10 protein-coding genes and 1 pseudogene are annotated in these 11,667 nt (G+C 72.0%); 10 read left to right on the top strand and 1 reads right to left on the bottom strand.

What is annotated here, in order from left to right:
* The 4 genes and pseudogenes from AB0946_RS40675 to AB0946_RS40660 form a co-directional block, all read left to right on the top strand.
* A pseudogene (locus AB0946_RS40675) lies at positions 1–271 on the top strand (oxidoreductase); the annotation flags it as partial.
* A gap of 140 nt (positions 272–411) precedes the next feature.
* Entirely contained in the window at positions 412–909 is a 498-nt protein-coding gene (locus AB0946_RS40670) for a MaoC family dehydratase (protein ID WP_366765775.1), read from the top strand.
* A gap of 202 nt (positions 910–1,111) precedes the next feature.
* Positions 1,112–1,894, top strand: coding sequence for a restriction endonuclease (locus tag AB0946_RS40665; protein WP_366765774.1), 783 nt, complete (start codon positions 1,112–1,114; stop codon positions 1,892–1,894).
* 208 nt (positions 1,895–2,102) lie between these two features.
* Complete coding sequence (locus AB0946_RS40660) at positions 2,103–3,395, top strand: phosphatase PAP2 family protein (RefSeq protein ID WP_366765773.1); 1,293 nt, start codon at positions 2,103–2,105, stop codon at positions 3,393–3,395.
* A gap of 130 nt (positions 3,396–3,525) precedes the next feature.
* Here the strand turns inward: AB0946_RS40660 and AB0946_RS40655 are convergent, their stop codons facing one another.
* On the bottom strand, positions 3,526–4,242 hold the full coding sequence (locus AB0946_RS40655) for an SDR family oxidoreductase (RefSeq protein ID WP_366765772.1): 717 nt from the start codon (positions 4,240–4,242) through the stop codon (positions 3,526–3,528).
* A 72-nt stretch (positions 4,243–4,314) separates the two neighbouring features.
* On the opposite strand from AB0946_RS40655, the gene AB0946_RS40650 reads away from it, so the two are divergent.
* From AB0946_RS40650 to AB0946_RS40625, 6 genes are all read left to right on the top strand, one after another.
* Complete coding sequence (locus tag AB0946_RS40650; RefSeq protein ID WP_366765771.1) at positions 4,315–5,130, top strand: helix-turn-helix transcriptional regulator; 816 nt, start codon at positions 4,315–4,317, stop codon at positions 5,128–5,130.
* A 220-nt stretch (positions 5,131–5,350) separates the two neighbouring features.
* A complete protein-coding gene (locus AB0946_RS40645) occupies positions 5,351–6,532 on the top strand; it encodes an ROK family transcriptional regulator (protein WP_225814491.1) in 1,182 nt (393 codons plus the stop codon).
* A gap of 229 nt (positions 6,533–6,761) precedes the next feature.
* Entirely contained in the window at positions 6,762–8,279 is a 1,518-nt protein-coding gene (locus AB0946_RS40640) for a sugar ABC transporter ATP-binding protein (protein WP_366765770.1), read from the top strand.
* A complete protein-coding gene (locus tag AB0946_RS40635; RefSeq protein WP_366765769.1) occupies positions 8,276–9,292 on the top strand; it encodes an ABC transporter permease in 1,017 nt (338 codons plus the stop codon). The genes AB0946_RS40640 and AB0946_RS40635 overlap by 4 nt, the downstream gene beginning before the upstream one ends.
* A gap of 17 nt (positions 9,293–9,309) precedes the next feature.
* Complete coding sequence (locus AB0946_RS40630; RefSeq protein ID WP_366765768.1) at positions 9,310–10,350, top strand: substrate-binding domain-containing protein; 1,041 nt, start codon at positions 9,310–9,312, stop codon at positions 10,348–10,350.
* Positions 10,351–10,416: 66 nt separating this feature from the next.
* Positions 10,417–11,664 (top strand): Gfo/Idh/MocA family oxidoreductase, encoded by a 1,248-nt coding sequence (locus tag AB0946_RS40625; protein ID WP_366765767.1) that lies wholly within the window; start codon positions 10,417–10,419, stop codon positions 11,662–11,664.
* Positions 11,665–11,667: the final 3 nt, after the last annotated feature.

Below are 11,667 nucleotides of genomic sequence, written 5' to 3'. Positions count from 1 at the left end.
CGGCGCGACCGGCGGGACCGGACGGCACTCGCTGGTACTGGAACACGCCCTGCGCCCGCTGTTCGCCTACCTCCGCGCCGTCGTCGTCCCCACCGCCGTCTACGCCGCCTCCGAGGACTGGGGCGCCGAAGGACTCGCCGAACGGACCGACCGGGCCGCGGCGGAACTCGTCGCGCTGATGACCGGACCGCCCGTCGTCGCGCGTCCCGCCCAGCCGGCCTTCGAGTTCCGCCCGCCCGCACCCACCGTGCCGAGCACCAGGAGCCGGTGACCCGGGCCCGGCAGCGCGCCCCGCACCGGCCGACGCCTGGAGTCATGTGACCCGACTCACCGTGAGCCGGGCCCCTCACGCGCCCCCGAGAGACGCACCGGAAAGACGCACCCCCGAGAGACGACGGAGAGGACAGCACGATGGACACTCAGGACACGACACCGCCGGCGACCGGATTCGACCCGGACGCGTTCCTCGTCGTCCCGCCCAGGACCTTCGAGGACCTGCGCGTCGGCGAGGTGTTCCGGGCCCCCAGCCGCACCCTGACCGACGCCCACGCGGCGGCCTTCCAGACGGTCTCCGCGGACAACCACCCGGTGCACTACGACGCCGAGTGGGCGCGCCGGCACGGGCACTCCGCGCCGGTGGTACACGGCCTCCAGGTGCTGGCGTTCACCGCGCCGGGCGCCACACTGTTCCCCCACTTCATCGGTGAGGTGTTCATCAGGTTCCTGGAGCTGTCCTGCACCTTCCTGGCCGAGGTGCACTCCGGGGACACCCTGTACCCGGCCCTGACCATCACCGGCCTGGAACCGCGCGGCGAGGACGGTGTCGTGGTGACGCGGGCGACCATCCACAACCAGCGCGGCGAGCTCGTGCTGTCCGGACAGCACAAGTACCTGCTCCGATGCGGATAGACACGGACGGGCACCGGGCCGGAGGCGGGCTCCGCCGCTTCCGTACCGAGCCGGCCCTGGTCGGCGAGGTCGCCGGCCGGGGCCGGCTCATGAGCGGTGTGCGATCTTTCAGATGATCTCGGGCATGCGGAGAGGACCGGCCTTTGTCGTCGCCGTCCGGGAGGGAACCCGCGTGTCCGTACCTCTGCGCCCCGTTCGACGTGTGCGGAACGACCGACGTTTCGATCTGCGCACGACCGCCCTGTTCTTCCTGCTGCTCGCGGTCCTGCTGTGCCTCCTCGCGCTGGTGGTGCGGACGGCCGCGGGCATGGTGGAGCGGCGCCCGCTGTGGGCCGGGGTCCTGGCGGTGCTCGGCATCGCCGCCGCTGTGACGGGCCGGTCCAGGTGGCGCCGGTTCTCCGCCGCGAAGTACGCGCGCCGGACCGCCCGCGCACTGGAGGAAGCGGCCGCGGAGGCAGCCGTTCCGTTGCAGCCGGCCGCAGAGGCGGCGGTTCCGCCGCGGCCCGCCCCGGAGGCAGACGTTCCGCCGTGGCCGGCCGCCGAGGAGACGGCAGGCGAGGAGACGGCCACGTTCCCCGGCGGTGTGGTGGACTGCGCCCAGCTCGAACCCGACGGTTTCGAGGAGGCCATAGCCGACCTGTGCACCCGTGACGGGTGCCGGGAGGTGGAGGTGGTGGGCGGCGCCGGCGACCTGGGGGCGGACGTCACCGCGCTCACCCCGGACGGACGGCGCGTGGTGATCCAGTGCAAGCAGTACGGCCCCGCCAACAAGGTCGGCTCGCAGGACCTCCAGCGGTTCGGGGGGACCTGCTTCACCATCCACGAGGCCGATGTCGCCGCGGTCGTGACGACGAGCGACTTCACCGCGCCCGCTCTCGAGTACGCGCGTCAGTGCGGCATCGTGTGCGTGGACGGCAGCGCTCTGGACGCCTGGTGCCAGGGCACGGGGCCGAGTCCGTGGGACGGAGCGGGCATCGCGTGCTGACCGCGCGCGGGCACTTCCCCATCCACAATGCGCGGGCGCTCGGATAACATGATCGAACTCACGACAAGCACGCCCTCATTGCCTGACCTCGCCGGAAAACCACACAACACCCAACACATCGGCCGAACAATTGATATCTAGAGCATCGCGGGCCATTCCGCCACCAAACAGCAGAAATTCGTTCGCCGCATGGCGTCGACCCCGGACGGTGCTCTGGGCCACGGCCGGTGTGGTGACCCTCGCATTCCTCGTCGTGCTGGAGATCGCCGCGCGTCACTACGGTCTGCCGGGACCGGTCACCTATCAGGTGCGGGAACTGACATTCCCGCCCAAATCAGGATTCCTGCTGTATGCCAGCATGGCGTTGACGATGGTGGTCCTCACCTGGCGGGAACGGTTCATCGCGATCGGCGTCGCGCTCGGCATCGACATCGTCTTCCTGCTGGCGCGGTGGGCGGCCGGCGCCGACCTGACCGACGGTCACCCCTTCGGCAACGGCGCGTTGTGGGTGATCGTGGGCTGCGCGGTCATCGCGGTCACGCGCCGCACCGGCCGGGAACGCCTGCTGCTGCTGAAGGGCGTCGGGCTGGGCCTGCTGCTGGTGGCCGGCCGCAAGACCGGCGACACCTGGCTCCTCATCACGTCGAAGACCCGCGCGACGGTGCTCGACCCGTACGTCGCGACCGCCGACCGCGCGCTGGGCGACCCGTCGTGGGTGGTGGGCCGGATCGTGCGGGCCACCGGTACGGTCGGCGCCCACGCCCTGGACTACGTCTACGCCCAGCTCGCGGTGGCCGCGGTCGTCGTCGCGATGTACCAGCTGCGCCACGTGGCGACCGAGCGCCGCTTCCCGCGCCACCATCTGGTGCGCACGTTCCTGGTCATCGGCCTGCTCGGGCCGGCCGTCTACATGGTCTTCCCGGTGGTCGGGCCGGTCTTCGCCTACGGCGCCGACGGCGGGCACTGGGCGGTCGCCGACCTGTGGCCGGACACGGCGCCGCCTCTCGGCACCCCCCACCCCATACCGTTCGACGGGATCACCCCGCGCAATTGCATGCCCAGCCTGCACACGGCGTGGGCCACCGCGATCTTCATCCACTCCCGCAAGGGACCGCGTCTCCTGCGCTACGCGGGCACGTTCTGGCTGATCGCCACGCTCACCGCCACCCTCGGATTCGGCTACCACTACGGCGCCGATCTCGTCGCCGGTGCGGTGTTCACGCTCACCATCGAGGCGGCGCTGCGCGCGTACGACCGGGGCTGGGACCGGTCCGGGCTCCAACTGGTCGCCCACGGTACGGCCGTGTTCGCCGCGCTCCTGCTGGCGTACCGCTTTCTGCCGGTGCGGATGGCCGCGCACCCGTGGCTGTTCGGTCCCCTTCTCCTGCTGGCGATGCTCTCGGTGGTCCACCGTTTCGTCCGGACCACCGGACTGTGGGAACCGAAGCCGACGCCGATCCCGCAACCGGAACCGCAGCCGGAACTGGGAGCCGTTCCTTAGGGGGGCGCGCGGATGGGCGCGGTGCTGGTACCCCGGCGGCGAGACAGGCACAGATCCCGGCGATCATAGGGTTACGACGAGTCGGCCCACCGGACATCCGTCCCCGACGCCGCTCGTCACTGATCACCCATCACCAGGGCACGGGCGTTCCGTCCCAGGAGAAGAAGCCACCGGTGGGGCCGTCGTCCGGCAGCAGGGCCAGGCGGAGGGCACCCTGCGCCGCCTCGGCCGGGTCGCCGCCGGCAGCGGCGGCCCGGGGGTTGAGATCGGTGGCCCGCAGGCCGGGGGCGAGCGCGTTGACCTTGAAGCCGTCCTCGGCCAGCGTCTGGGCGTAGAAGACGGTGAGGGCGTTGAGGGCGGCCTTGGACGACCGGTAGGCGGCGGCGCCTCCGCTTCCCGGGGTGAACTGGGGGTTGGGGTTCGTGCTCCAGGTCAGCGACGCGGTGCCGCTGGAGACGTTGACGATGCGCGGACGCGGGGACCGGCGCAGGGCGGGCAGGAAGGCGTTGGTCACCGCCATCACCCCGAACACGTTGGTCTCGTACGTGCGCCGGAACTCCTCGACGCCGGTGTCGGCCGGCGAGGCGAGTGACGGTGAGATGCCGGCATTGTTGACCAGCACGTCCAGGCGTTCCACCCGAGCCGCGGCCTGTGCGATGCCGTCGGTATCCGTCACGTCGAGGACCAGCAGCCGAGCGCCGGCGCCGATCTCCTCGACGGCCCGGTGTCCGCGCCGCGGGTCGCGGGCGCCCACGTACACCGTGAGGCCCTCGGCCGCGAGCAGCCGGGCGATGTGCTTGCCGATCCCCTTGTTGGCACCGGTGACCAGAGCTGTGCGATCGTTCATGGAAACCACGGTCCCCTGGTGGCGGGCGCCCTGCCAGGGACAGTCTGTACCAGGCAAGCGGCAGGAGATGGCATGGCACGGGAGGAGCTGGCCCACTTCCTGCGGGACCGCCGGGCGGGCCTGCGTCCGCACGAGATCGGCCTGACGGCGACGGGCACCGATCGCCGTACGCCGGGCCTGCGCCGCGAAGAGGTGGCGGAACTCGCCCACATGTCGGTCGACTACTACACGCGGCTGGAGCAGGCCCGGGGCCCGCGGCCGTCGGCTCGGATCCTGGACGCGTTGTCCCAGGCACTACGGCTCACGCCGGCCGAGCGCAGCCATCTGTTCCGCCTGGCGGGATCGAACGCGCCGCCCGGCAGCAACGTGGCGCGGCGGGTGCGCCCGCACGTGGCCCGGATGCTGGAGCGGCTGCCGGAGACCGGTGCCGTCGTCACCGACGCGGCGTACGGCGTCGTCGCCTGGAACCCCCTGGCCCAGGCGCTGCTCGGCGGCGACCTCGAAGGCGGAACGACGAACCTGGCTCGGCGCCGTTTCCTGGGCCGGGGACGGACGTATGAGAGCTCCGGCGCCGAGGAGTTCGGGCACATCGTGGTGGCGCGGCTTCGGCGGGCCGCCGACCGCTACCCGCACGACCCGCAGGTGACCGCCCTGCTGGCCGAACTGCACGCCGGCAGCGAGGAGTTCAGGCAGATCTGGCAGACACGTCCGGTCCACGCTCCCGGTCACCGCACCAAGACCCTGGACCACCCGGAAGCCGGCACGCTGCGGTTGAACTGTGACGTCCTGCTCGTGCCCGAGGATGACCAGGAGGTCGTCCTGATCACGGCCGACCCCGGATCGCCTGCCGTGCGGGCCCTGCACAGGCTGGCCAGGCAGGCGACCTGAAACCACATGCTCGCTGGGGCCTGTGCCCACCTTGGTGCCGAGGCGCCCCATGCCACCTGACGCGAACTCTTGGCCCACACCCTTCCTTTGTCCTCTCAGTGGAAGAAGTTCCCAGGAATCCATGCACAACTTCTTCCCAGGTTCGGCGGCCACTGCTACGTTCCCTGTCGAAAGCCCGACACTGGTGGCCGCAAAGGGCGGGGAGGGGCACGTGAGACGCATGACGGCTCGACCGGCCAACGCGCACCAGGCCCGCCTGCTGAAGCTGCTGCGGGACGGCGGCCCCAACTCCCGGGCCCAGCTGGGCGACCAGGTCGACCTGTCCCGGTCCAAGCTGGCCGTGGAGGTGGACCGGCTGCTGGAGACGGGCCTGGTGGTGGCCGACGGACTCGCCGCCTCGCGCGGCGGCCGGCGCTCCCACAACGTCCGGCTCAACCCGGACCTCAGGTTCCTCGGTGTCGATATCGGCGCGACCTCGGTCGACGTCGCCGTCACCACCCCGGAACTGGAGATCCTCGGCCATCTCAACCAGCCCATGGACGTGCGCGAGGGGCCGGTCGCGGTCTTCGAGCAGGTCCTGGACCTGGCGGGGAAGCTGAAGGCCGCGGGACTCGCCGAGGGCTTCGACGGCGCCGGCATCGGCGTCCCCGGACCGGTCCGCTTCCCCGAGGGCGTACCGGTCGCCCCGCCGATCATGCCCGGCTGGGACGGCTTCCCCGTCCGGGAGGCGCTCAGCCAGGAGCTCGGCTGCCCGGTCATGGTCGACAACGACGTGAACCTCATGGCGATGGGAGAACAGCACGCGGGAGTCGCCCGTACCACGGCCGACTTCCTCTGCGTCAAGATCGGCACCGGGATCGGCTGCGGCATCGTCGCGGGCGGCCGGGTGCACCGGGGCACCACCGGAAGCGCCGGCGACATCGGCCACATCCAGGCGGTGCCGGACGGCCGGCCCTGCGCCTGCGGCAACCGGGGCTGCCTGGAAGCACACTTCAGCGGCGCGGCCCTGGCCCGGGACGCGGTGCAGGCGGCCGGGCAGGGCCTGTCCGCCGAACTCGCGGCCCGGCTGGAGGCGAACGGCACCCTCACCGCCGTGGACGTCGCCGCCGCTGCCGCCGCGGGGGACGCCACCGCCCTCGAACTGATCCGTGAGGGCGGCACCCGGGTCGGCCAGGTCATCGCCGGACTCGTGTCCTTCTTCAACCCGGGCCTGGTGGTGATCGGCGGCGGGGTGACCGGCCTCGGCCACACCCTGCTCGCCGCGATCCGCACCCAGGTCTACCGCCAGTCACTGCCGCTGGCCACCGGAAACCTGCCCATCGTGCTCGGAGAGCTGGGACCGAGCGCCGGTGTCATCGGCGCCGCCCGGCTGATCAGCGACCACCTCTTCTCACCCGCGTAGACGCACCACCCGCGCAAGACCGTCAGCGTTCCGCCCGCGCGAACCGTCACCGTTCCGTGCGTGCGAGCGAACCACCGTTCCGCCCGCCCACGCACCCGGCCCGCACCAGCGACCCATCCCCCGCACCGCCGCACCACCCCGCTTACTCGTGTAACGCCGCTCCCTGGCCGCAGGGTGCTCGCCCCGCTACGCCCTGACACCGGTCCGCACGCCCGCCGAGGGGACTCACATGGCACCAGAACCACCGCTGCTCAGCATGTCCGGGATCACCAAGTCGTTCCCCGGAGTCCGCGCTCTGGACGGCGTCGACCTCGACGTCCAGGCCGGGGAGGTGCACTGCCTGCTCGGCCAGAACGGCGCCGGGAAGTCCACGCTCATCAAGGTGCTGGCCGGCGCCCACCAGCCCGACGGCGGCAGCATCCACTGGCGCGGCGAGCCGGTCACCCTGCGCTCCCCGATCGCGGCCATGCGCCTCGGCGTCGCCACCATCTACCAGGAACTCGACCTGGTGGAACACCTGTCGGTGGCGGAGAACGTCCACCTCGGCCACGAGCCGACGGCCGCCGGGTTCGTCGTCCGCGGAAAGGCCGCACGCGCGGCGACGGCGGCGCTGCTGAAGCGGCTCGGTCATCCCGAGATCGATCCGGCCCGTCTGGTCGGGGAGCTGTCGGCGGCCCAGCAGCAGATCGTGTCCATGGCACGGGCCCTGTCCCACGACGTACGGCTCATCGTGATGGACGAGCCGTCCGCCGCGCTCGACCCCGACGAGGTCGACAACCTCTTCCGCATCGTCGGCGATCTCACCGCCGACGGGGTCGCCGTCGTCTACATCTCGCACCGCCTGGAGGAGATCCGGCGCATCGGCGACCGGGTGACCGTGCTCAAGGACGGCCGGGCCGTCGCCAGCGGGCTGCCCGCGAAGACCACGCCGACCCGGGACGTCGTCGCCCTGATGACGGGCCGCACCGTGGAGTACGTCTTCCCCGAGCGGCCCGCCCGGGCGCCTAAGGCCGAGCCCGTCCTCCAGGTGCGGGGCCTCGCCCGGGACGGGGAGTTCGCGCCGTTCGACCTCGATCTGCGCCCGGGTGAGGTCGTCGGGCTCGCCGGGCTGGTCGGCTCGGGACGCTCGGAGATCCTGGAGACCGTCTACGGGGCACGCCGGCCCACTTCCGGTGAAGTCGTCGTCGACGGCCGCCGGTTGCGCACGGGGAGCGTCCGTGCCGCCGTACGGGCCGGGATAGGGCTCGCGCCCGAGGAGCGCAAGGCGCAGGCGCTGCTGATGCTGGAGTCCGTCACGCGGAACGTGTCGGTGTCCTCCCTGTCCCGCTTCTCCCGGGGCGGCTGGATCGACCGGCGCGGCGAGCGCGGCGCCGCGCGGGCGGCGACCCGGGAGCTGTCGCTGCGCCCCGACAACCCTGACGTGCCCGTGCGCACCCTGTCCGGCGGCAACCAGCAGAAGGCCGTACTCGCCCGCTGGCTGCTGCGCGGCTGCCGGGTGCTGCTGCTGGACGAGCCCACCCGCGGCGTCGACGTCGGCGCCCGCGCCGAACTGTACGCGGTGGTGCGCCGGCTGGCGGACGAGGGTCTGGCCGTCCTGCTGGTCTCCAGCGAGGTGCCCGAGGTGCTGGGCCTCGCCGACCGCGTACTGGTGCTCCGCGAGGGCCGTGTCGTGCACACGGCGCCCGCCCAGGAGCTGGATGAACACCGAGTCCTCGACCTCGTCATGGAAGGAAGCCCGGCGTCATGACGCAGCACGTCTCCCCGCCCCGGGACACCGCCGGACCGACACCGCCGGCCCGGCTCCCCGTCTGGCGCGGCCTGCCGGCCCGCGCCGACCTGCGTACCCTCTCCCTGCTCGGGGTGCTCGCCGCGCTGGTCGTCATCGGCGGCGTCACCAAGCCCGACGAGTTCCTCGACACCCGCAACCTCCAACTGGTGCTGACGCAGGCGTCGGTGATCGGCGTGGTCACCGTCGGCATGACGTTCGTCATCACCTCCGGCGGCATCGACCTGTCGGTCGGCGCCATCGTCGCCCTCGCCTCCGTGTGGGCGACCACCCTCGCCACGCAGGAGTTCGGCTTCGCCGGGATCCTCTTCACGGCGGTGGCCGTCGGCCTCGGCTGCGGGCTCGTCAACGGCCTGCTCGTCGCGTACGGCGGGATGGTCCCCTTCATCGCCACCCTCGCCATGCTGGCGTCGGCGCGCGGACTCGCCCTGCAGATCACCGACGGCAAGACGCAGATCGTGACCGTCGACGGCATCCTGAACCTCGGTGAGCGCGACTCCTATGTGCTCGGCGTCCCGCCCCTGGTCCTGGTGTTCGCGATCGTGACGGTCCTCGGCTGGCTACTGCTCAACCGCACCACCTTCGGCAGGCGCACGGTCGCCGTCGGCGGCAACGCCGAGGCGGCCCGCCTCGCCGGCATCGACGTCCGCCGCCAGCGGCTCTACCTGTACCTGCTGTCCGGGCTGTGCTGCGGCATCGCCGCCTTCCTGCTGATCGTGCTCTCCGGCTCCGGCCAGAACACCAACGGCAACCTGTACGAACTCGACGCCATCGCGGCCGCCATCATCGGCGGGACCCTGCTCAGCGGGGGTCGTGGCACCGTCACCGGCTCCGTGCTCGGCGTGCTGATCTTCACGACGATCACGAACATCTTCGCCCTGAACAACCTCCAGAGCGACGTCCAGCAGATCGCCAAGGGCGCGATCATCGTCGCCGCCGTCCTGGTCCAGCGCCGTACCGCGAGCACGACCTGAGGAAAGGGTTCACCACCATGTCACAGCTGACGAGCCGCAGAGGACTGCTCTTCGGGACCGCCGCCGTCTCCGCCGGTGCCTTCCTCGCAGGTTGCACGAGCAACGAGACCAAGGAGGAGAAGACGGCCGCGAACGAGCAGCCGGCCGCCGACGACAAGCCCGGCAGGCACGTCACCATCGGCTTCGCCGGACCGCAGGCCGACCACGGCTGGCTGAACGCCATCAACGACAACGCCAAGAACCGGGCGAAGAAGTACTCCGACGTCACCCTGGAGATCACCGAGGGCTCCAACGACACCGCCCAGCAGATCGGCCAGATCGAGACCCTGATCAACAAGAAGGTCGACGTCCTGGTCGTGCTGCCCGCCGACGGCAAGGCCCTCACCCAGGTCGGCCTCAAGGCGATGCGCGCCGGCATCCCGGTCGTCAACCTGGACCGCATCTTCGACTCGGCGCAGGCCTACCGGTGCTGGATCGGCGGTGACAACTACGGCATGGGTCTCAACGCCGGGCACTACATCGGCGAGAAGCTCAAGGACAAGCCGGACGCCCGGGTCGTCGAACTCGCCGGCCTGGACAACCTGGAGCTGACCAAGCAGCGCACCCAGGGCTTCGACGACGCCTTGAGGAACTACCCGAACATCAAGAAGGTGGCCCGGCAGGCGGCCGAGTTCACCGTCGAGTCCGGGCAGGCCAAGATGGCCCAACTGCTCCAGGCGCAGCGGAAGTTCGACGCCCTGTGGAACCACGACGACGACCAGGGCGTGGGCGCGCTGCGCGCCATCCAGCAAGCCGGGCGGGACGACTTCCTGATGGTCGGCGGCGCGGGGGCCCTCTCCGCCTTCCAGGCCATCAAGCAGGACGACGGCGTGCTCAAGGCGACCGTCCTGTACCCGCCGACCATGGCGGCCTCCGCCATCGACCTGGCCCGCGCCCTCGGCCAGGGCAAGGGCGTCGGCGGTCTCGCCGAGTTCGAGATCCCGGCGTCCATCACCCTCTACTCCGCCGTGGTCGACAAGACCAACGTCGACCGCTACATGCCCACCGGCTTCCGCTGAGCCGGCCCGCCCGCACCCCCCACCGCGCCACGACGAACGCGCCCCGACGACGAGGAGGACGAGCGCATGGAACAGCCGCAGCAGTCAGCCGGCCCCGAGGCCGCACCGGACGGGGCACCCGGTCCCGGGAGACCGCCGCTGCGCGTCGGCATGGTCGGCTACGCCTTCATGGGCGCCGCCCACTCCCAGGGCTGGCGCACCGTGGGCCACGTCTTCGACCTGCCCCGCCGGCCGGTGCTGGCCGTGCTCTGCGGACGCGACGGCGCCGCCGCCCGGGCGGCGGCCGAGCGGCACGGCTGGGCCGCCGTGGAGACCGACTGGCGTGCGCTGATCGCCCGGGACGACGTCGACCTCGTGGACATCTGCACCCCCGGTGACAGCCATGCCGAGATCGCGGTGGCCGCGCTCGCCGCCGGCAAGCACGTGCTGTGCGAGAAGCCCCTCGCGAACACCGTCGCCGAGGCCGAGACCATGACGCGCGCCGCCGAAGAGGCGTACCGGCGCGGGCGGGTGGCGATGGTCGGCTTCAACTACCGCCGGGTGCCGGCGACCGCGTTCGCCCGCCGGATGATCGCCGACGGCCGGCTCGGCACCCTGCGGCACGTCCGGGTGACGTACCTCCAGGACTGGCTGGCCGACCCGGCCTTCCCGCTGACCTGGCGGCTGCGCAGGGAGCACGCCGGCTCCGGCGCGCTCGGGGACCTGGGCGCGCACATCGTGGACCTCGCCCAGTACCTGGCGGGCGAGCCGCTGGCCGGGGTGTCGGCGCTGACGGAGACCTTCGTCCGGGAACGCCCGCTGCCCGGCGGCCCGAGCCACGGTCTGGCGGCCGGGTCCGCGACGGACACCCCGGAGGTGAGCACCGGCACGGTCACCGTGGACGACGCCGCCGTGTTCACCGGGCGGTTCGCCTCCGGTGCCCTCGCCGCCTTCGAGGCCACCCGGTACGCCACCGGCCGCAAGAACGCCCTGCGCATCGAACTCAACGGGGAGCGCGGCTCGCTCGCCTTCGACCTGGAGCGGCTGAACGAGCTGTGGTTCCACGACGCCACCGGGCCCGGCGCCGAGGCGGGCTTCAGCCGCATCCTCGTCACCGAGCCCGAGCACCCGTACCTGGACGCCTGGTGGCCGCCGGGCCACGGCCTCGGCTACGAGCACACCTTCGTCCACCAGGCCCGTGACCTGGTCCACGCCATCGCCGCGGGCACCCGCCCCGACCCCTCCTTCGCCGACGGACTCCAGGTGCAGCGCGTCCTGGCCGCGGTGGAGGAGAGCGCCGAGAAGAACTCCGTCTACACGCCCGTCGCGGGCTGAAGG

Origin of the sequence: Streptomyces sp. NPDC046870 (genome assembly GCF_040704595.1) — a bacterium.
GTDB classification, from domain to species: Bacteria; Actinomycetota; Actinomycetes; order Streptomycetales; family Streptomycetaceae; genus Streptomyces; species Streptomyces argyrophylli.
This window is presented reverse-complemented; position numbering and strand designations above follow the sequence as displayed.

Bases quoted from the DNA above. Each gene is read 5' to 3' on its own strand.
- AB0946_RS40670 (WP_366765775.1), top strand. From the start codon at position 412: ATGGACACTCAGGACACGACACCGCCGGCGACCGGATTCGACCCGGAC.
- AB0946_RS40655 (WP_366765772.1), bottom strand. From the start codon at position 4,242: ATGAACGATCGCACAGCTCTGGTCACCGGTGCCAACAAGGGGATCGGC.
- AB0946_RS40650 (WP_366765771.1), top strand. From the start codon at position 4,315: ATGGCACGGGAGGAGCTGGCCCACTTCCTGCGGGACCGCCGGGCGGGC.
- AB0946_RS40645 (WP_225814491.1), top strand. From the start codon at position 5,351: ATGACGGCTCGACCGGCCAACGCGCACCAGGCCCGCCTGCTGAAGCTG.
- AB0946_RS40640 (WP_366765770.1), top strand. From the start codon at position 6,762: ATGGCACCAGAACCACCGCTGCTCAGCATGTCCGGGATCACCAAGTCG.
- AB0946_RS40635 (WP_366765769.1), top strand. From the start codon at position 8,276: ATGACGCAGCACGTCTCCCCGCCCCGGGACACCGCCGGACCGACACCG.
- AB0946_RS40630 (WP_366765768.1), top strand. From the start codon at position 9,310: ATGTCACAGCTGACGAGCCGCAGAGGACTGCTCTTCGGGACCGCCGCC.
- AB0946_RS40625 (WP_366765767.1), top strand. From the start codon at position 10,417: ATGGAACAGCCGCAGCAGTCAGCCGGCCCCGAGGCCGCACCGGACGGG.